The sequence below is a fragment of the Aeromonas sp. R5-4 genome (assembly GCF_040908215.1).
Lineage (GTDB): Bacteria > Pseudomonadota > Gammaproteobacteria > Enterobacterales > Aeromonadaceae > Aeromonas > Aeromonas veronii.
The window spans coordinates 66460-86595 of the sequence record NZ_JBFODG010000028.1; the positions used below are offsets into that span (position 1 = coordinate 66460).

Annotated in this window: 17 protein-coding genes; 14 read left to right on the top strand and 3 right to left on the bottom strand. The window is 53.3% G+C overall.

The features are described 5' to 3' along the window. Positions 1–45 precede the first annotated feature (45 nt). A complete protein-coding gene (locus AB5Y83_RS14035; RefSeq protein ID WP_368175362.1) occupies positions 46–552 on the bottom strand; it encodes a hypothetical protein in 507 nt (168 codons plus the stop codon). A 1290-nt stretch (positions 553–1842) separates the two neighbouring features. Between AB5Y83_RS14035 and AB5Y83_RS14040 the strand changes: the two genes are divergently transcribed. Continuing rightward, positions 1843–2496: an EAL domain-containing protein gene (locus AB5Y83_RS14040; protein WP_368175363.1), complete on the top strand. Its 654-nt coding sequence runs from the start codon at positions 1843–1845 to the stop codon at positions 2494–2496. A 153-nt stretch (positions 2497–2649) separates the two neighbouring features. Here the strand turns inward: AB5Y83_RS14040 and AB5Y83_RS14045 are convergent, their stop codons facing one another. Continuing rightward, positions 2650–3081, bottom strand: a complete 432-nt coding sequence (locus AB5Y83_RS14045; protein WP_368175364.1) for an antitoxin Xre/MbcA/ParS toxin-binding domain-containing protein — start codon at positions 3079–3081, stop codon at positions 2650–2652. Positions 3082–3217: 136 nt separating this feature from the next. Beyond that, positions 3218–4462 carry a Fic family protein gene (locus tag AB5Y83_RS14050; RefSeq protein ID WP_368175365.1) on the bottom strand — a complete coding sequence of 415 codons (1245 nt, stop codon included), beginning with the start codon at positions 4460–4462 and terminating at the stop codon, positions 3218–3220. Positions 4463–4568: 106 nt separating this feature from the next. Here AB5Y83_RS14050 and AB5Y83_RS14055 point away from each other — a divergent pair, with 106 nt between their 5' ends. The 13 genes from AB5Y83_RS14055 to tssH all read left to right on the top strand — a co-directional run bounded on the left by AB5Y83_RS14055 (position 4569) and on the right by tssH (position 20135). Then, complete coding sequence (locus tag AB5Y83_RS14055; RefSeq protein WP_368175366.1) at positions 4569–4865, top strand: hypothetical protein; 297 nt, start codon at positions 4569–4571, stop codon at positions 4863–4865. Positions 4866–5007: 142 nt separating this feature from the next. Then, positions 5008–5451: an antitoxin Xre/MbcA/ParS toxin-binding domain-containing protein gene (locus AB5Y83_RS14060; RefSeq protein WP_368175367.1), complete on the top strand. Its 444-nt coding sequence runs from the start codon at positions 5008–5010 to the stop codon at positions 5449–5451. 143 nt (positions 5452–5594) lie between these two features. Then, positions 5595–6512 carry an IS5 family transposase gene (locus tag AB5Y83_RS14065; protein ID WP_368175368.1) on the top strand — a complete coding sequence of 306 codons (918 nt, stop codon included), beginning with the start codon at positions 5595–5597 and terminating at the stop codon, positions 6510–6512. 1837 nt (positions 6513–8349) lie between these two features. After that, positions 8350–8853: a type VI secretion system contractile sheath small subunit gene (gene tssB, locus AB5Y83_RS14070; RefSeq protein WP_021230530.1), complete on the top strand. Its 504-nt coding sequence runs from the start codon at positions 8350–8352 to the stop codon at positions 8851–8853. Between the two features lie 37 nt (positions 8854–8890). Beyond that, complete coding sequence (gene tssC, locus AB5Y83_RS14075) at positions 8891–10372, top strand: type VI secretion system contractile sheath large subunit (RefSeq protein WP_064336282.1); 1482 nt, start codon at positions 8891–8893, stop codon at positions 10370–10372. A gap of 6 nt (positions 10373–10378) precedes the next feature. After that, positions 10379–10810, top strand: a complete 432-nt coding sequence (gene tssE / locus AB5Y83_RS14080; protein ID WP_005299981.1) for a type VI secretion system baseplate subunit TssE — start codon at positions 10379–10381, stop codon at positions 10808–10810. A 3-nt stretch (positions 10811–10813) separates the two neighbouring features. Beyond that, positions 10814–12580, top strand: a complete 1767-nt coding sequence (gene tssF, locus AB5Y83_RS14085) for a type VI secretion system baseplate subunit TssF (RefSeq protein WP_019444948.1) — start codon at positions 10814–10816, stop codon at positions 12578–12580. Beyond that, entirely contained in the window at positions 12544–13542 is a 999-nt protein-coding gene (gene tssG / locus AB5Y83_RS14090; protein WP_042053054.1) for a type VI secretion system baseplate subunit TssG, read from the top strand. The genes tssF and tssG overlap by 37 nt, the downstream gene beginning before the upstream one ends. Positions 13543–13581: 39 nt before the next feature. After that, a complete protein-coding gene (gene tagH, locus AB5Y83_RS14095) occupies positions 13582–14817 on the top strand; it encodes a type VI secretion system-associated FHA domain protein TagH (protein WP_368175369.1) in 1236 nt (411 codons plus the stop codon). Beyond that, positions 14817–15332, top strand: a complete 516-nt coding sequence (gene tssJ / locus AB5Y83_RS14100; protein ID WP_019444945.1) for a type VI secretion system lipoprotein TssJ — start codon at positions 14817–14819, stop codon at positions 15330–15332. The genes tagH and tssJ overlap by 1 nt, the downstream gene beginning before the upstream one ends. Positions 15333–15334: 2 nt before the next feature. Then, on the top strand, positions 15335–16669 hold the full coding sequence (gene tssK / locus AB5Y83_RS14105) for a type VI secretion system baseplate subunit TssK (protein ID WP_368175370.1): 1335 nt from the start codon (positions 15335–15337) through the stop codon (positions 16667–16669). Positions 16670–16692: 23 nt separating this feature from the next. Next, positions 16693–17472: a type IVB secretion system protein IcmH/DotU gene (gene icmH / locus AB5Y83_RS14110; protein ID WP_368175371.1), complete on the top strand. Its 780-nt coding sequence runs from the start codon at positions 16693–16695 to the stop codon at positions 17470–17472. A gap of 20 nt (positions 17473–17492) precedes the next feature. Next, positions 17493–20135 (top strand): type VI secretion system ATPase TssH, encoded by a 2643-nt coding sequence (gene tssH / locus AB5Y83_RS14115; protein WP_252413494.1) that lies wholly within the window; start codon positions 17493–17495, stop codon positions 20133–20135. Position 20136 lies beyond the last annotated feature (1 nt).

The window sequence follows — 20136 nt, forward strand, 5'->3', positions numbered from 1 at the left end:
CGTCCGTATTAAATAAAAACGTATGTTATACGTAATATGTTTCTGTTAAATAGTGTAGCTGACCAATTCAACAGACATCTGGTAAGTATCTGCTTGTGGATTAGTTCTTCCATCTTTATTTTTACCACCAGAGCGAACAACAATAGAACCCTTTCCATTGGGGGTTTTATCTACCTTATAATATTTGTTTCCATTTAAATCAACATTTCCCGATTTGTAATTAAAGCATACGTGAACAGTATTTTCCTGATTCAGCTGTCCCTTCAATACAGAGCAGTGAGTTGCTTCTGGATCTGAATCTACAAACCGTATAGCCAAGTTTTTAGCTCCACTGACCTCAATATCTGCAACCTTATTGTCCCAACTTTCTCTGAGATAACTGACATCTAACACCCCAACTGTTTTGATTTCAGCTTTCGTTTCACTAGAGTCTGTAACTGTCAATATCTCTGTAGAAACAGAGGGATTTCCAATAATTTGAGGCTCATTGGCGTAAGTTGCTCCAGAAGAGATGAGCATTGCGGTATAAAAAGCGACTCGTGACAATTTCATTTTTTTGACTCTCTTATTTGTGTTTTCTAGTGCCTAGATTGTTGCATTTGCTGCCGCCTAGACAGTCATACAACATAGAACAAAAGATTTATTGGCTCTATGCATTTAATCGTCTTGCAGCCTTGCAGCGAGACGCATAATCAATGAACAGGGTGGATAAATGAAATAATAAATGATAATAAATTTTTTGGGGGGGCTGAAAATGGGGAGAGGGCGTAATAACAGGAGTAAAACCAACCGAGCGTTTGGTTGTCTGATTGCCGCATTGATTGGTTTATGAGCGCATTTTTACGAAACTGTCAGGCGTGATTTATGGGGGGATGCAAAACGTGTGATATTGCTCATGCGCAACTTTGCTTTTTTACTGTTGTTTTTACGGACACTCAGCGAGCATTGTTACGGAAGTTGGGTCTCATATGGGCGCGTAACAACCTGAGCCTATAAAATTATTTGAAAGCATCAGATGACAAGCTCATATACTAGTGATACCGCTAGTAATAGAGTAATAGAGTAATAGAGTAATAGAGTAATAGAGTAATAAGGCCTTGGCACAATGAAACTTCTTGGGATGAGTAAGCGATTAAACTGTAGAATTGCCAAGTGCACCGCTGTCGCCGAGACCATCATGCAAAAAAGCAGTTGTAGTACTCAGAACCAATGAACTGAAAGGCTCAGATTATCACCGATAGTCAATAGCACATGTATGATTCAAGCAGTTCATCAGACCTACACTGAGCTTAGTAAACCACAATGCCTTAAGGACCAAATGTTTGCTGAAGTGAGGGTTCTGGTCACGTTTATAACGCCTGGTATGTTTGTCAGCAAACCTTTGACCTGAGAGCTCTCGACAGGGGGAGCGACAATCCAGCTTTACACTTGATGATCAATAAGTTCCTTTCTGAGCACACCAAGAGGCCTCGTTCAAAGCCCATTCAGTCGTCAACTGATTGAATACTAACCTATAATGTGTATGCAATATCAAACAAACCAATGCAAATCCTTTAAGCACAGCAAGATCTTAAAGCAATAAATAAATTTTTATTTATTTTTTTTTACGCTCTTTCCGATGTTTTGTACGTATAGTGAAAGTTAACTGACAATCCTCTTTAAAATCCTATGAAGCAAAAACTTCAAAAACTTATTGATTATAAATTTATAAATAGTGGTTTCATTTTATTTTTGCATGTGAGAGATGATCTCAGTCATATAATTTTTAATTTGTACGTCAATAGATAGGGAGCATTTTCAATCTGTACTTGTTATTGCTACTGCTCACTCTGGATAACTTTTATGTATTCATATATAGACCCCAAATTTTACTACAAACTTCAAAAAATCGTTTCTTGCGACAATTCTTTGATTGGATATGAGGTGTTGCTGGATTTTTCAAAAGCAAAAAATTGCATTCCGAACAAGCTAACAACTTATTATGAGTCTATTGATAATGGTACTGCATTGGAGTATCTACTTTATACTCTGTTAAACAATCAACAATTTCTTTTTAATACAAAGTTATTTATAAATGTGGAACGTAGAGAATTATGCAATATCTTTAATTTGATAGCGATTATAGCTGTCTCAAAAAAATTACTGGAAATGAATGCCATTGAGCTAGTGGTTGAAGTCACTGAAAGAAAATCAATTGATTCTGATGCTGTTTATGTCATCTCCAGTTTGAACTATCTAAAAAGTCATAATATTTCACTCGCGGTTGATGATTTCGATATTTACAACGATGATTTTCGCTTCAACGAGGTCAATCTATGCATATATGACATAATTAAGATAAGGATACCTCAATCAGTTGATGAGGCAATTATTTTTAATAGTTTCGTATCAGAAAGAAAAGAAAAGGTCATACTAGAGTTAGTTGAAGACCGTTTTGTTATTGAACAGTTTGGCTTGACATCGGTATATGGATATCAAGGATTTGCATATGGATAATATTGGGTTGTTTGTACAGTTTTAAATAGTTATTCCGAATAGTAGGTCACTGGATGTGTTATTCATAGAGATCGTTTCAATTTGCTAAGCTGCAAATCTGTACAGATCTAGTTATCACCTGACACCGGCCTTAAATTGGTGCGAGATTCCGCTTTAGTTTAGGACGCCGTGCTCGATGCGCCCGATAAGATCGAGCACGGCCTGGATGTGGTCGGCGCTATCCTGGTAGTCAACCGGACGCCTGCCCCCAAGTGCTATCGCAGGTTTCTGCAACCATCGTAGTGCACGTGATGCATTACCATCATGTAATGCTATGGCCGCAGCCATTACTGCGGGGGCTACTGGTGGATCTTGACTAATGAGTGGATATCGAGCCGGATCCTGAATACTGGCCAGATGTAGATCAATGTCCAGATCAGGCCACCGTACTCCGTCATCCCCTAACGGTTCAACACTAAACACCGATGCTACTGGAGCTCCGCTAAACCACGGAAAATGTCTAAATTCCAAAAAAAACTTTTTTCCGTCCGCGTACAACCACAGTCCCAGTGGCTCAATGCTCAAAACAGCTATCGTTTGGTCCATTGTTTTGCTCCCCAATTCTCTACCTGGCGTCAGGCATCCTATATAAAGAAACCAATCTGACGGTGGTCAATCACACATGCTCATAATCGATGGGTTTTTCGCTATACCTGTGAAACTAGTCACATTTTGAATCGTCTTATAGGATATTTGTCAATAAGAGCCTGTAACGTGTGCTTCTACCTCCAGCAGATATTTTCTCAAGGCAATTTTTTTCAAGTAAATCAGTGATATGGCGTGTTGCCGTCGCTTTGCTAACCTGAGCTATAGCTTGATACTGGCCAGCACTAATGCTCTGCAAACAGTGCACGTCATCAGTGTCTAACATACGGTGTAGGATCATTACCTGTTCAGGGCACAGTTGGTCACTAGCGTGTCGCAGCCAGAAACGGTTCCGGGCCAGAGTATGGGTACATGATTGTTGGGCCTGTTCCAGCGTGACGTTGAGTGTGTCCAAAAACCAAACCAGCCACTCTGTGACATCCACGCCTCCTCTCTGAGTCTGCTCCAGAGCGCGATAGTAATCGGCTCGGTGTTCGAAAATCACGGTCGACATTGCATACAGAGTGATGCTCTGGTTGTCGGCCTGAGAGAGTGCAAGATCGGTTAGGGCTCGGGTGACTCTCCCATTACCGTCATCAAACGGATGCAAAGTGACAAACCATATGTGGCTGATGGCGGCCCTTAGTAATGGGTCTAGGCAGGGGTCATCGAGACTGGTTCTGAACCAGTCGATGAAAGTGGCCAATTCCTGCTCCAGCCCCTCTCGTGGTGGGGCTTCGAAATGCACGATGAGTCGATCACGTGCTCCGGATATCACCTGCATCAGCTCATCACCACGCAGTTGGCCAACGCGTATCTGATGCAATCTCCGGTCATCTGCGGGAAAAAGCCAGCGGTGCCATTGCAGCAAGCGTTCCAGCGTCAACTGCTCATCGGTGTTATAGATTGCATCAACAATCATGGCCGCCAATCCATCAGAGCGATCTGAGGTGGGGTAAGGTGCCTGTTCCGATATGTCAAGGTGACGAGCCAGCGATGTACGTAATGATTGCCCATTAAGTCGTTGATTCTCGATGGCCGATGAAGCAATAAGATTGGCAAGTAGCGTATCAAGCACATGTGATTGATGCGCTAGTTTTGTGTTGTGGGCTGATAAGTGAAGGCCCTGGAGTAGTCCCAGATTGCGGTACACCATGCGTAGCCGTGGCAGTAACGGCTTATCTTGCCAGCAAAAATTTGGCCACTCATCGTGTTGCCAGATCCAGTTTGCTGCCATCGATATCCTCGTTGATTCTGTGTCGCGGGCAAGTAGTGCAATGCCACAAATGAGCCGAATTGACACCTTATTCGGCTCACAGTATGAACCGATAATAGCCATCATTCGGCTCATGACACAACTAGTACCATTGAAAGAACCCGCTGGGGATGTCGTTTGTCGGAAGATGCTGCACAATAAGTGACTAACCGCACAAATGGAGCTGCAAGATATGAAAATTATGGCAATAAAAGAGGTAGAGGTAGTCAGCGATGTCCGCTGTGATGTCTGTGAAAAGAGCTGCCAAACGGACTGTTCAAACATCTCGTTTGGAACATTGAGTGCCCAATGGGGTTATGGCTCTCAGCACGATGGTGAACAGTACGAGGTCCATCTGTGCGAGTGCTGCTTCTTTCAAGTCATCGCAAATATGAAAGAGGAACGGCGTGGGGCCATGATGTTTTCAGAAAAAGAATATGATCTAGAACGGGATTTTGGGTTGATCAGTCGGAACCTAGAGCTTATCTGACCCCCATACAAGACAGATTTTGTGTTAAGCAGTTTCTCCAAGTGTACAGATCTCTCAAACTAGACGATGACCCAATGAACTCTTGAATGATGATTCGCATTGGCTGCCATCAACAACCCCCAAACGGAGGCACAGACTCATCATGACTTATGTTGGGCAATCTCCCACAACCAGCAATCTATCTGTTCTAGAGTCGCTAGGTCTACCACGTAACTGGTTAGCCGCTCATCAACACATAGTGTCTGGTGTATCTCCTGAGATCGTCGTCAAACTGAGCAAGCTATTGGGGTCTAATACCCGAACAATTTGCCAGATGATTGGCATTAGCCGAGACACACTGAATCGCCAAATCAAACGGGGCAATAGCTTATCGACAGCTCAGGGAGATCGCGTTTACTGGGTGGCCTTAGCAGTGGATGCAGCCATATCCCTACATCGGGGAGATACTGCTAAAACGATGAGATGGCTCACCCGCTCAGCGTGGGGATTAGGTGGTGAAAAACCGGCTGATGTGATTACTACGCCTATGGGAGCGCAGGCAGTCATCGAGCTTGTCGGCCGGATTAGGCATGGCATCCCCTGTTGATTAAATGGTCATACGTGACCATAAAGAACCAACAATAGGCTCATTTGGTGAGCCGGGCGTTGTTTCCCAAATCAATGCAGCTTGAATGGAACTAACTGAGGGTTCGGTGATCTGATCACCACCATCCCCTTCAAGTCTGCATCATGGGCACGTCGCTTCACCCCATCACCAACTGGCCTCAATACAACAAGTCTTTGATTAACCGTGGTTCACTCACTTTCTGGGTTGATGCCGAGGCCATGAGCAACTGGTTTCACCACGACTATCATGGGCGGCGGGGCCTCAGCCAGCTTTACACTGACCAGACCATCGCAACCTTCCTGATGCTCAAGGGGATTTTCAACCTCACTCTGCGAGCAACACAGGGACTACTCGACTCCCTGTTCGAGTTGATGAACGTACCGCTGTGTGCGCCGGACTATAGCTGTGTCAGCAAGCGAGCACGCACGGTGACAGTGGCTTATCGACAGCCACCAAAGGGAGGCATTACCGACCTGGTTATCGATTCAACCGGGCTGAAGGTGTTTGGCGAAGGCGAGTGGAAGGTCAGAAAACACGGCGCCGAGAAGCGGCGAGTGTGGCGCAAGTTGCATCTGGCGGTAGACCCGGTGGCCCACGATATCGTGGCGGCGGAAGTGTCGTTGGAAAATGTCCATGACGCCGAGGTGTTGCCGACCTTGCTCAACCCTCTGCGGCGCAAGCTGGGACGTGTTTATGCGGATGGCGCCTACGACAGCAAAGCCAGCCATCAGCTTATCTCGCGCAAAGGGGCGACAGCCAGTATCCCGCCTCGCAAGAATGCAGGGCTCTGGAAAAAGGGGCACCCAAGAAATGAGGCCGTGCTGGTGATGCGCAAAGAAGGGTTGGCGCACTGGAAGAAGATATCGGGGTATCACCGTCGCTCACTGGCCGAGACGGCGATGTATCGGTTCAAGCAGTTGCTGGCGGGAAAAATCAGTCTGCGTAACTACAACGGCCAAGTGGGAGAAGTCATGGCGTATGTCAGCGCCATAAATAAACTGAATACCCTTGGCCTACCTGTCAGAAAGCCCCGAGTGTAGCGGTCACCTGGGGCTGGCGAAGTCATGACTTGCTGGCTGATTTGGGAAACAATGCCGCTCACTTCTTAACAGAGCGTTCACGGAGATGTGAATCGACTTGTCATTTTGAGGAAACGATAACATGATTCCGATAGTCAGAAAGCATGTTCTTGACATTCCAGAGTTTCTCTTTATAAATGATATAGAAATCTAATGGCAATAACTTGAGTCAATCTCGCTGCTTTTATGAACGATGTTGATAGCGTAAGTCATTGAATATAAAGGTTATATTTGTGCTGTGATATACAAAAGTGAGGGTTCGAATCCCTCCCTCACCGCCAAATTGCAAAGCCCTGATGGAAACATCAGGGCTTTTTGCTATACGGAACTCTTATACCGACGAGGGGAATAATCCACACGGGAGTCGTTCGGGGTTATGCATGGCTGCCAACGGCCGCTTCGAAGCGGTGAGCCACTGAGCTGCAAATAATCCAGTTCTAACCCGGAAAAGGAACAAAAAGAACCTGTCGCAAAGTTGGTCTTTATGCGTTGTACAACGGGATAGAAACGCTCGCTCTCGAAATAGCCTGTCATGCCACTTGGGTTATGAATACTCTTCTCCCATCTCATATCCACGCCTTCACTAGCCAATCAAATACTACCTGATGCCAAATCGCGTCATTCTCTTCAAATCAACACTATGGGAACGCGTCTCGGCCTATCACTGAATGGCCTCGGCGCAATAGGCTTGTGAGCGATCATGGCTCACAGGTTGATAGCAAGGCTACGTAGCAGGTGCTGCCACGTCCACAGGTACGACGTATCCGAGTTTTATCAACTCCCTCTACACCGATCAGGCCATTTGGGATGCGCAGGGTTTTCTGCCTCATCTTGAGAGGCAGTGAAGGGGGACTAGATACCTTGTTAGAGTTGATGAATGCGCTGAGGATTAGCAAGGATGCTCTCAATGTGAAGGGAACGGGGGCGTTATCAATGATGGTGCAAACGTGTGGGTTGTTTAGCGAAAGTTGCATTTAGTAGTTGGTCTGGTGGGGCATGCGCCTAAACAAGCGAAATGCTCCAGTGTAGCGGTTATGCAGGACATGGCGTTGTCAGCCTAATAGCTTGTTCTGGTCTCAACGCGATTCAATGTTGCATAACTTGTAGATTAGGGGGGGCTTGTACGCTACGGCTGGATTTATGAGGGGAGTGATGACTACGGATTGTCATTTATGTTTTCGATAAATAGTTGTTTGTTTTTTAAACTGGCCATAAATGCAAGCAAGCCATATGAATCAAATTATTAGCGTTACTTAATTCAATTCATTCGATTGGCTTAACGACTGATTTTGACGCATGCACTCGCATAGCGATCAAGGCGGTATCAATAATGTGATTCGATGGCGCATTCTTCTAATGCGACCCTAGGTCAACTGTAATAAATGACAGGTTGTTATTGTGAAGTCATCGTGCGAGCGTCTTTATTGTTGCGAAGATTGATTTCTCTATTAAGTATTTGTTTTTTAATGGTTTTAATGTTTTTTATGTGTTCGAGTTAGAATTATTCGTTGACCATCAAATTCTCTCTATATACCATGCCGCTCAAAATAGGCATTAATGCCAATATGACCTCACACCATTGAGTTGAGGCATCGGGTTGTAGATAAATAACAAGAAATATTGTGCTTTTGATAACTAGAGCTTTTGCTTGAAATATATCAAAAGTGCATCGTTGGTGAGTGCCTCTTTGACAAGAACGTCCATAGGATGGCTCAACTGTAATATCTTACAGTTGAGGGGAGGGGTATAAGCTATAAGCTATAGGGTCTTGGGTGACCCTTAACTTGGTATTTAGAGCATGGGAAAAGGAATTGACGGCGCCACAGTTGCGCCCAAAGAACGTATCAATATCAAATATGTACCGGCAACCGGTGGTCAACAGGCGGAAATTGAACTTCCGCTGACTATGATGGTGGTTGGTAATATGAAGGGCCGTACCGAAGAAACGCCGATCGAGGAGCGCCAAACCGTTTCCATCGACAAAAACAACTTTTCTTCCGTCATGAAAGAATCTGCACTGGAACTGAACTTCTCTGTTCCCAATCGTCTGGAAGAGAACAGCCAAGACGAGATGCCGGTTTCGATCAAAATCCAGTCTCTGGAAGACTTCACTCCTGACAGTGTTGCCCAACAGGTCCCCGAGCTGCGCAAGCTGCTTGAACTGCGTGAGGCGCTGGTTGCCCTGAAGGGGCCATTGGGCAATATCCCTTCTTTCCGCAATCGTTTGCAGGATCTGCTGTCCAGTGATGAGGCTCGTGAGCAACTGCTCAAAGAGCTGGATTTGATCAAGCCTGCCGAGTGATCGGCGGGTTGTATTGACTGACGAGAAAGGAACAAACATGTCTTTGGTCGAAGAACAGGTTCAAGCGGGGGCGGGTGCAGCCTCCTCGTCCTCTTTGCTGGACGAAATCATGGCGCAGGCTCGCATCACACCGGTTGATGAGGGGTACAGTGTTGCCAAGCAGGGTGTGGCTGCGCTTATCGCCAACATTCTGGACAGCGGTACCACCAGCGAGCCGGTCAACAAGGCATTGGTTGACAGCATGATTGTCGAGCTCGACAAGAAGCTGAGCAAGCAGATGGACGTCATCCTGCATGCCAAAGAGCTGCAAGAGATGGAATCCTCCTGGCGCTCCCTCAAGCTGTTGGTAGATCGCACCGATTTTCGTGAAAACATCAAGATCCAGGTGCTGCACGCTACTAAGGAAGAGCTGCTGGAAGATTTCGAGTTTTCCCCGGAGATCACCCAGTCCGGTCTCTACAAGCATGTCTATTCTACCGGCTACGGCCAATTCGGCGGTCAGCCGATCGGTGCCGTGATCGGTGACTACGCCTTTACCCACAGCTCCCCTGACATCAAGCTGATGCAGTATGTCAGTGCCGTCGGTGCCATGGCCCACGCCCCCTTCATCTCCTCTGTCGCCCCCGCTTTCTTCGGCGTTGACAGCTTCACCGATCTGCCCTCCATCAAGGATCTGAAATCGGTGTTCGAAGGACCGGCCTACACCAAATGGCGTTCCCTGCGTGAATCGGAAGATTCCCGCTATCTGGGTCTGACTGCGCCGCGTTTCCTGGCCCGTCTGCCCTACGATCCGACCGAGAACCCCATCAAGGGCTTCAACTACAAGGAAGATATCAGCTCGGATCACGACCACTACCTGTGGGGCAATACTGCCTATCTGATGGGCACTTCCCTGACCGACAGCTTCGCCAAGTACCGCTGGTGCCCGAACATCATCGGCCCGCAGAGCGGTGGTGCCATCCACGATCTGCCGGTGCACGTCTATGAGGCGATGGGTCAGCTGCAGGCGAAGATCCCGACCGAGGTGCTCATCACCGACCGTCGCGAGTATGAGCTCTCCGAAGAGGGTTTCATCACCCTGACCATGCGCAAGGACAGCGACAACGCCGCCTTCTTCTCTGCCAACTCGGTACAAAAGCCCAAGGTGTTCCCCAACACCAAAGAGGGCAAAGAGGCAGAGACCAACTACAAGCTGGGTACCCAGCTGCCCTACATGTTCATCATCAACCGTCTGGCGCACTACATCAAAGTGCTGCAGCGCGAGCAGATCGGCTCCTGGAAGGAGCGTCAGGATCTGGAGCGTGAACTAAACGGCTGGATCAAGCAGTACGTTGCAGACCAAGAGAACCCGCCGGCAGACGTCCGTAGCCGTCGTCCGTTGCGCGCCGCCCAGATCAAGGTGCTGGATGTGGAAGGGGAGCCGGGCTGGTACCAGGTTGCCATGGCCGTGCGCCCGCACTTCAAGTACATGGGGGCGAGCTTCGAGCTCTCTCTGGTAGGTCGACTGGACAAGGAATAAGGCCCGATGCCGCATCTCTCTTCCTGGGATAGAGGAAATGCGGCCAGCCTGTTTGATCGCATCCGGGGGGAGGGGCTTGGCTCCTCCCCTCGTTCGGAAGTTGATGAATTGGTCGACTCTGTCAAACGTCAGCTCGACCAGATCCTCAACACCCGTCCCGGCAATTGCCGCAGTGCACCCGATTTGGGGGTTATTGATCTCAATGACGCCACTCAGGGCAGTGCGGATATCAAGGGGCGGATCCGGGAGGCGATCCGGCAATGCATCCGTCGTTATGAACCTCGGATCATCCATGTGGATGTCCGTTCACCCGACTATCAGGCAAGTCCGCTTGAGATGTCGTTTCAGGTGACGGCCCATGTGCGGCTGGAGCATATCGAGCAAGTTACCTCGTTCAACGTCCATATGGACAGTCACCGTCACTACCGCATGGTCTGATCAATGTCGCTGGAACATTACTTCAGGGATGAGTTGGCTTTTTTGCGCCTGCAAGGGCGCGAATTTGCCGATAGCTATCCCGAACTCACCCGCTTTTTGTCGGAGCAGAATACCGACCCGGATGTGGAACGCCTGCTGGAAGGCTTTGCGTTTCTTACGGGCAACCTGCGCGCCAAAATCGAGGACGAGTTCCCCGAGCTGACTCACGGTCTGCTCAATATGCTCTGGCCGAACTATCTGCGCCCCGTCCCCAGCATGACCATCATGCAGTTTTCGGTCATTCCGGGTGCCATTGCCCAACCGGCACTGGTCAGGCAGGGTTGCCAGCTGGACAGTCTGCCAATCGACGACGTAACCTGTCATTTTCAGACCTGTCACGATGCCTGGGTCTATCCGGCCGAAATGCGCCAGATAACGGCGCAAAGTGGCAATGATCTCTCTACTATCTCGCTCGATATTGCGCTGCATGCCCCCCTGCCGCTTAGCGAATTGCAGCTGGACAAGCTGCGCTTCTTCCTCGGTGGCGACAGCTACACCGCGTATGAGCTCTACTTCTGGCTCTCCAACCAGCTCTCCCATATCGAGCTGGAGATCGACGGCAAGCGCTTTCGTCAGGAGGCCAAGGCACTCAAATCGGTCGGCTTCGAGCGCGACGATGCGCTGCTGCCCTATCCGAATAATGTCTATTCCGGCTACCGGATACTGCAGGAGTATTTCTGCTTTCCGGAGAGCTTTCTCTTCTTTGAACTTTCCGGTGGCGAGTGGCCCAAACAGCCGCTGCCGGTGAGTGAATTCAAAATCCATTTCTGTTTCGACCGGCCCTTGCCGGCGGAACTCAAGATCCGTCCCGACTCTTTCATGCTCAACTGCGTGCCAGCTATCAATCTGTTCCAGCACGACAGCGAGCCGGTCAATCTCAACGGCCGTCAGGCAGAATACCCGCTCAAGGCGAGCTATCGCTATGCCGACAGTTTCGAAATTTTCTCGGTGGATCAGGTTGAAGGCTGGGTTGAGGGCAATATGGGCCGCTCCCGCGGTACGCCACGCATCTATCAGCCGTTTGAAAGTTTTCAGCATCAGATTGAGCGGGCCAAACAGCGGCTGGCGCTCTATTACAGGGTGCGGGTCAGGGAGTCGGTGAGTGGTGATGGCTTCGAGCACAGTCTGTCGTTTGTGCGGGGGGATGAAACCACTACGGTCGATCTGGATGAATCCATTTCGGTGACGCTCACCTGCACCAACCGCTCCCGCGCAGCCCGCCTCAAGGTGGGCAGTATCTGCGTGCCGACCGGCAGTTCACCGTCGTTTGCTACCTTCCGCAACCTGATCCGGCCGACCCGGCCGCTGCGTCCGGCACTGGATGGCAGCCTGCATTGGACCCTGATTTCCAACCTGTCGCTCAACTATGTCTCTCTGCTGCGCCGGGATGCCCTGGTGCAGGTGCTGCGTACCTATGACTTTCCCGCTTTGCACGACAAGCAGGCAGAGCAGGCGTCGCGCAAGCGGCTGGCGGGGATCGAGGAGATCGAGACCAAGCCGGTGGACAGGCTGGTGCGCGGCATGCCGGTGCGGGGGCTCAAGTCTGTACTCTCCATCCGTCAGTCCGCCTTTGGTAGCGAAGGGGAGCTCTATCTCTTCAGCACCGTACTGGCCCACTTCTTCTCGCTCTATGCCAGCGTCAACGCTTTCCACCTGCTTGAGGTGGTCAATCTCGATAACAAGGAGCGCTATCAGTGGCCAGTCCAGATCGGTCAGCACTCCCTGATGTGAGTGCCGCCAACGAGGCGCCCCGTTTCAATTTCTTCCAGCTGGTTGAGCTGCTCAACCGGCTGGATGGTGCCGATCAGGAGCGTGGTCTCGACCACCTGCCGAGTGACGAGAATATTCGTTTCAAGGCGACAGCATCGCTGGGATTTCCCACCAGCGACGTGCTGCAAATTGGTCGTGACGAGAAGGGGCGTCACGAACTGGAAGTGGCCTTTCTGGGTCTGCACGGCAGCCAGTCGCCGATGCCGGGGTATTACCTCGACTCGCTGGCGTGGGAGTACGCCCAGGGTGAACAAAAGCTCGGTCTTTTCCTGGATTTCTTCCACCATCGCCTGCTGACCCTGCTGCACCGGATCTGGCGCAAGTATCGCTACCACGTCCGTTTTCAGGATGACGGTGAGGATGGGTTCTCCCGTCTGATGTTTGCGTTGGTGGGGCTTGGCAACGATGCCGTCTGTCAGAGTTTGCCGGTCAACCGCGCCAAGATGCTCTCCTATGCGGGCATGCTGGCCAGCCCCAGCCGCTCTCCAGAGGTGGTCGCCGGTCTGGTGGCACACTGCTTCGATCTGGCGGATGTGGAAGTGAGTGCCTGGCAGTGGCGCAAGGTGCCGATCCATCCGGAGCAGCAAAACCGCCTGGGCGGTGCTTGCGCTACGTTGGGGCACGACTTCGTCATCGGTGACAAGGTCAATGATTGTGCCGGCAAGTTTTTATTGAAAATCAATGATCTGAGTTTTAGCCAGTTTCTCGGATTTCTCCCGAATGGGGAGCATTTCCACGCACTGGTGACCTTTGTCTCCTTCATCTTGCGCGATCAGCTGGCTTGGGATCTGCGGCTTGGCTTCGGCCAGGAGCAGGCCAAGGGGCTGAGATTGGGGGAGGAGCAGAGTGCCCGTCTGGGGTGGAGTACCTTTCTCGGCCAACCGCCGAGTGATCCGTTCGTGACGATCTGTGTACAGGAATAAGCACAGAAATTCAGTGTAGGAATACGTGCAGGAGTGAATGTGGACGACTTTAACCAGCAACTATCTCTGGTGGTGCTCAACAGCGAGCAGCTCGACGGCAGCCAGCAGGTGCAATATCGCTTCGACGAGATGGGGGGAACATTGGGCTCCTCCGAACAGGATGACTGGCAACTGCGAGACAGGTTGGGGGCGGTGATGCCAGCCCATGCCCGGGTCGAGCTCAATGACGGTCGTTTCTGCCTGTGCGATCTCAGCGGCCAGACCTACATCAATGGTGCCACCTCGCCCATTGGGCGGGCTCGCAAGGTCAACCTCGAGCAGGGTGACGAGCTGATTGTCGGCCCTTTTCGCCTGAGAGCCTATCTCGGTGCCATCTCCCCCGAGCAGAGTTTGCAGCAGGTGCTGGGCAACCGTCCGACCGAGCAGCTTGATGAGTGGCTGGCAAGCGATCCTCACCACTCCCAGACCCTGGATGATCCACAGGCCCTGGCGGTCGACCCCCTGCTGGCATTGCAGCAGGAGCGTGCGGCCCCGAGTCCCTTGGTGGATGCTCGCCTGCAGGCTCAACCGCAGTTTCAACCGGATATGGACACCGTATCCCTCGCTCCATTTTCAGCCGTCGAGAACACCATGAACCAAGAATTTCTGGATATGCCCACCATCGAGAACCACCCCGATTTTCAGCCACTGGAGGGCGTTGATCACGTCGCCCTGACTCCGCTGATGCGTGGTCTGGGCCAGCCGTTGCAGCTGCAAGACACCCAGCAAGCCCACGACATGCTCGAAGAGATGGGCAAGACAGTGCGTGCCATGGTGGAGGGGTTGCTGCAACTGCAAAGCGATCAGGCTGCGCTGGCAGACAAGCACCTGCGCCCCATCGAGGACAACCCGCTGCGCCTTGGTCTCGATTATGACGAGACCCTGGCGGTTATGTTTGCCGAGCAGAAGAGCCCGGTGCACCTGAGCGCGCCGGCCGCGGTGGCCGAGAGTCTGCGCAATGTGCGCATTCACCACGTGGCGAACCAGCAGGCTATTGGCGCTGCGCTCGACAGCATCCTGCAGGCCTTCTCGCCCGAGGTGTTGCTCGGTCGTTTCGAGCACTACCGTCGTACCGGTACCCCGGGTGTGGCCGATGAAGGCTGGGCCTGGAATATGTACCAGCACTACTACCGCGAGCTCACCTCCGCCCGTCAGCAGGGGTTCGACAAGCTGTTCCATCAGGTTTACGCCCAGGCGTATGACCAGGCCGTGCGTCAGCAACAGGGACTGATTTGATGATACGTGCACTGTGGTTTGGGGCCTGTCTGCTGGCCCTGGCCGGTTGTACCACCATGGGCAAGATGGCCGATGTGGCCATGAACCCGGATATCCAGGTGGGGAGCAACGATGATCAGCCTTCCACTTTGGGGCTGAGCCTGTTGGCTGAGCCTGACGTCAACCCCAACGAAAGTGGGGAGGCGGCGCCTATCGAGTTTCAGGTGGTGCTGCTGGCTGAAGATTCCAAGCTGCTCGCTACGGACTATGACCAGGTGACGGCGGATGTAGAGAAGGCCCTTGGCAAGAACTACCTGGATCATCAGGACTACACCCTGCTGCCCGGCCAGTTCAAATACCTGCCCCCCGTCAAGCTTGACGAGAAGACCCGTTACATCGGCGTGATTGCACGGTACGCCGATCCGGACAGCGCCGAGTGGCGCAAGGTCATCAAGGTCAAGAGCAAGGGAACGGCCTATCAAATCCTGGTGCACCTGCGCCTGGATGAAGTGGAACTACAAAAAGAAGAAGAATAATCATGTCGAGTCGAAATCGGGTTATCTGGCGTGAAGGGCTCTTTATCAAGCCCCAGCACTTCCAGCAACAACAGAGACATTCAGATTACGCGCTGCACGCGCGTTTGAGCGCGCTGTCCGACTATTTCTACGGGTTGCAGTCGCTTGCCATCAACGAGGATTACCTCGGCTTTGGCCGCATCGCGCTGGTGGGGGCCACCGGTATCCTGCCGGACGGCACCGTCTTCAACATTCCGAACGATGATGTGCTGCCGACCCCGCTGGAGATCACCGATGCCTCGGTGGCCAACCAGAAGGTCTATCTGGCGCTGCCGCTCTCGGTGAGCGGGGTCAACGAGGTCAATCAGGGCGGTCAGGTAGCAACCCGGCTGCAGGCTCATCGCCACGATGTGCGGGATCTGCACAGCGAAGGGGGCGACGTGGTCTCCCTCGAAGTGGGGCGGGTCAGCCTGCGCCTGATGCTGGAGCGGGAAGATCGCAGCGCCTATGCGTCCCTCGCCATCGCCCGCATTCTGGACAAGCGCCCGGATGGCGGTCTGGTGCTGGATCTCAACTTCATGCCTTGCAGTATCAGTGTCTCTGCCATTCCGCCCCTCAAGCGCTTCCTCGGCGAATCGGCGGGTCTCGTGGCCGAGCGGGCTCGCAGCCTCTCCCAGCGCATCGCTGCGCCGGGACAGCAGGGGGTGGCCGATGTGGCCGAGTTCATGATGCTGCAACTGCTCAACCGGGCTCAACCACAGCTCTCCCATCTGGCGCGTCTTGGCACCCTGCACCCCGAGCGGTTGCACGAGGCGCTGGTGCAGCTTTGTGGCGAGTTGATGACCTTTACCGACGAGTCCCGTCTGCCCCCCGAGTTCCCCGCCTATCGTCATGACGATCAGCAGGTGAGCTTCGAGCCGGTGATGTTGGCCCTGCGTCAGGCGCTCAGTACCGTGCTGTCGCCACGTGCCGTCTCTATCCAGCTGCGCAAGCACCAGTACGGCGTTATGGTGGCCATGGTCAACGAGAGCGAGTTGATGCAAAGCGCCGACTTCGTGCTGGCAGTGCGTGCCCGCATGCCGCAGGAGCAGCTGCGCAAACAGTTGCTGCAGCAGACCAAGGTGGCGTCGAGCGACAAGATCCGCGAACTCATCAGCCTGCAGCTGCCCGGTATCCCGCTGTTGCCGCTGCCGGTGGCGCCGCGCCAGTTGCCCTATCACGCCGGTTACAGCTACTTCCAGCTCGACCGTCAGAGCCCTGCCTGGCAGATGCTGGCGGTCAGCAACACGCTCGCCTTCCACATCGCCGGCGATTTCCCCGAGCTCGACATGCAGCTCTGGGCCATCCGTAGCCAGTGATCGCATCAAGGAAACAAGCAGAGATGACCACGGACATTATCAACAACGAGCAACTGAGCGACCTGCTGTTCGATCACGCCGAGCAGCTGGACATGGATTCGGACTACTGGTTCCGCCTGCGTGGCCAGAGCATCAACCCGATGATCGATGCGGTGACCCCGCTGCTGGGGCTGGTACAGCGGGTGCGTCTGTTGTCGCGCTACGACCGGGTGCCCGAGCTTTATCAACGGGTGGTGACCGAGATCCAGGCCATCGAGCAGGAGTTGATGGCGCAGGGTTACGAGAATGGCGTCGTCCTCTCGTTTCGCTACATCCTCTGTACTTTCATCGATGAGGCAGTGATGGGGCGCGACTGGGGCAGCCAGAGCGAATGGTCCCAACACTCCCTGCTGGCTCGGTTTCACAACGAGACCTGGGGGGGCGAGAAGGTATTCGTGCTGCTGTCGCGTCTGCAGGAAGATCCGGTGCGCTATCGCGACATTCTGGAGTTCATCTATCTCTGCCTTTGCCTCGGTTTTGAGGGGCGCTACAAGGTGATGAGCCAGGGCCGTGACGAGTTTGAACGGATCGTCAAGCAATTGCACAAACAGTTGTCACTCGAACGTGGCGGTGAGGCACCCAGCGTGTTTCATCTCGATCTCGGTCAGCAGGCGTCTCGCTACCAGCTGCGCACGCAAGTCTCCCTGCGCACCCTGTTTATGGGCGGCGCGTTGACCCTGGCCATCATCTTTGGCCTCTATCACCACCAACTCAATAACCAGACCCAGGACGTACTGCGTCAACTGGGCGAATTATTAAAATAAATACTTAAGGAGAGCACGCCTTGATTCGTATAGAGCTACCGGTACTGGTGGAAAGACTCAACCCCATCTGCCGTCACATGCTGGAGGAGGCCGCGGCCCTCTGTGTCAATCATCAGGGTGCCGAGATCCGCATCGAGCACCTGCTGCTCAAGATGCTGGAGACCCCCCTCAGCGATGTACGCCAGATCCTCAAACGGGCTGAAGTTGAGGTTGAAGAGTTAAAGAGCCTGCTGCACCCCTCGGCGGCCGATAACGGTTATGGTCAGGGTTATCCCTCCTTCTCGCCGCTATTAGTGGAATGGCTGCAAGACAGCTGGCTGCTCGCCTCTGCCGAGTTGCAACACGGTCAACTGCGCAGCGGCGTCATGCTGCTGGTGCTGCTGATGACTCCCCAGCGTTACTTGCCGGGCTCGGTGACCCGTTTGCTTGCCAACATCAATCGCGAGCTGCTGCGCCAGCAGTTCGACGAGTGGGTGAAAGAGTCTGCCGAGACCCAAGTGACTGTTTCTGCCAACGGTACTTCTACTCAGGCCGCGCTGCCCGCCGATGCCAGCCTGCTGGCCCGCTTCACCGTCAACGTCACCGAACAGGCCCGTCAGGGAACCCTGGATCCGGTACTCTGCCGGGATCACGAGATCGATCTGATGATCGACATCCTCTCCCGTCGCCGCAAAAACAACCCCATTGTGGTGGGTGAGGCGGGTGTCGGTAAAAGTGCCCTGATCGAAGGGTTGGCGCTGCGCATCGTCGCAGGCCAGGTGCCGGAAAAATTGCGCGATGTGGAGCTGATGACCCTGGATCTGGGCGCCATGCAGGCCGGTGCCTCGGTCAAGGGGGAGTTCGAGAAGCGTTTCAAGGGGGTGATGCAGGAGGTCAAGGATGCCGTGCGACCTGTCATCCTCTTTATCGATGAGGCCCACACCCTGATCGGGGCGGGCAATCAGGCGGGCGGGCTGGATGTCTCCAACCTCATCAAGCCTGCGCTGGCCCGTGGCGAGCTGCGCACCATCGCCGCCACCACCTGGGGCGAGTACAAGAAGTACGTGGAAAAAGATGCCGCCCTGTCGCGCCGTTTCCAGTTGGTGAAAGTGGGTGAGCCTAATGCAGATGAAGCCACCGTAATCCTGCGCGGTCTGCGCAGCATCTACGAAAAGGCCCACGGGGTGCTGATCGATGAGGAAGCGCTGCAAGCCGCCGCCCAGCTCTCCGCCCGTTACATCTCCGGTCGTCAACTGCCGGACAAAGCGATCGACGTACTCGATACCGCCTGTGCCCGGGTGGCCATCAACCTCACCACGCCGCCGCGCGCCGTCAGTCACCTGCAAAACGAACTGCGCCAGCGTGAGCTGGAGATCCGTCAGCTGGAGCGCCAGAGTCTGATCGGTCTGGGTGACAACGATGAGCGACTCACAGAACTGAAAGCAGCCCAGCAGACCTGCCGTGACACTCTGCGTGAGCAGGAAGCACAGTGGCAGCAACAGCAGGGATTGGTGCATCAGATTGTCGAGCTGCGTGCCGCCCTGCTGGCCGATCAGCAGGATGAGATGCTGGCCAGAGAAGCGCTGGATCTCGCCGATGCGCCGCTCGATCCGCAAGCGGCTGCCGAGCAGCTGGCAGGGCTCGAGCGCGAGCTGGCCGAGCTGCAACAGGGTAAGGTACTGGTCTCTGCCCATGTCGACAAGACTCAGATCGCAGCGGTGATCGCCGAGTGGACCGGGGTGCCGCTTAATCGCATCTCCCAAGGGGAACTCGATGTAGTGACCCGTCTGCCGGAGTACCTTGGCGAGCTCATCAAGGGGCAGGATGTGGCGGTGGCCCATCTGCACAAGCACCTGCTGACCGCCCGCGCCGATCTGCGTCGTCCAGGCCGTCCGCTGGGCGCCTTCCTGCTGGTGGGGCCAAGCGGGGTCGGCAAGACCGAAACCGTGTTGCAGATTGCCGAACTGATGTTTGGTGGTCGCCAGTATCTCACCACCATCAACATGTCCGAGTATCAGGAGAAGCACACCGTCTCCCGTCTGATCGGTTCGCCTCCCGGCTATGTCGGCTTTGGTGAGGGTGGTGTGCTGACCGAGGCCATTCGGCAGAAGCCCTACTCGGTGGTGCTGCTGGATGAGGTGGAAAAAGCCCATCCTGACGTGCTCAACCTCTTCTATCAGGCGTTCGACAAGGGCGAGCTGGCCGATGGGGAAGGGCGGATCATCGACTGCAAGAACGTGGTCTTTTTCCTCACCTCCAACCTTGGTTTCCAGACCATCGTCGATCATGCCGAGCAGCCTGATGACCTGCTGGATGCACTCTATCCGGAGCTGGCCGCCTTCTTCAAACCGGCCCTGCTGGCGCGGATGGAGGTGATCCCATACCTGCCGCTCGGTCACGACACCCTGGTGCAGATCGTCGGTGGCAAACTCAACCGGCTGGTCAAGCTGCTCAAGGAGCGTTTCGGTGCCGAGGTGGTGCTGGAGAGCGAGGTGGCCGAGGAGATCCTGCTGCGGGCCAACCGCAGCGAGAATGGCGCGCGGATGCTGGAGTCCGTCATTGATGGAGCCCTGTTGCCGCCGGTTTCCCTGCAACTGTTGCAGCGCCTCTCGGCCGGTGAGCCCATCAACCGGGTGCGCTTCTCGGTGGCCGATCACCAGTTTGTGGCCGAGGTGGAGGGCTGAC

Coding starts and splice junctions, on each gene's coding strand:
- AB5Y83_RS14035 (WP_368175362.1), bottom strand. CDS start 552: ATGAAATTGTCACGAGTCGCTTTTTATACCGCAATGCTCATCTCTTCT.
- AB5Y83_RS14040 (WP_368175363.1), top strand. CDS start 1,843: ATGTATTCATATATAGACCCCAAATTTTACTACAAACTTCAAAAAATC.
- AB5Y83_RS14045 (WP_368175364.1), bottom strand. CDS start 3,081: ATGGACCAAACGATAGCTGTTTTGAGCATTGAGCCACTGGGACTGTGG.
- AB5Y83_RS14050 (WP_368175365.1), bottom strand. CDS start 4,462: ATGATGGCTATTATCGGTTCATACTGTGAGCCGAATAAGGTGTCAATT.
- AB5Y83_RS14055 (WP_368175366.1), top strand. CDS start 4,569: ATGAAAATTATGGCAATAAAAGAGGTAGAGGTAGTCAGCGATGTCCGC.
- AB5Y83_RS14060 (WP_368175367.1), top strand. CDS start 5,008: ATGACTTATGTTGGGCAATCTCCCACAACCAGCAATCTATCTGTTCTA.
- AB5Y83_RS14065 (WP_368175368.1), top strand. CDS start 5,595: ATGGGCACGTCGCTTCACCCCATCACCAACTGGCCTCAATACAACAAG.
- tssB (WP_021230530.1), top strand. CDS start 8,350: ATGGGAAAAGGAATTGACGGCGCCACAGTTGCGCCCAAAGAACGTATC.
- tssC (WP_064336282.1), top strand. CDS start 8,891: ATGTCTTTGGTCGAAGAACAGGTTCAAGCGGGGGCGGGTGCAGCCTCC.
- tssE (WP_005299981.1), top strand. CDS start 10,379: ATGCCGCATCTCTCTTCCTGGGATAGAGGAAATGCGGCCAGCCTGTTT.
- tssF (WP_019444948.1), top strand. CDS start 10,814: ATGTCGCTGGAACATTACTTCAGGGATGAGTTGGCTTTTTTGCGCCTG.
- tssJ (WP_019444945.1), top strand. CDS start 14,817: ATGATACGTGCACTGTGGTTTGGGGCCTGTCTGCTGGCCCTGGCCGGT.
- tssK (WP_368175370.1), top strand. CDS start 15,335: ATGTCGAGTCGAAATCGGGTTATCTGGCGTGAAGGGCTCTTTATCAAG.
- icmH (WP_368175371.1), top strand. CDS start 16,693: ATGACCACGGACATTATCAACAACGAGCAACTGAGCGACCTGCTGTTC.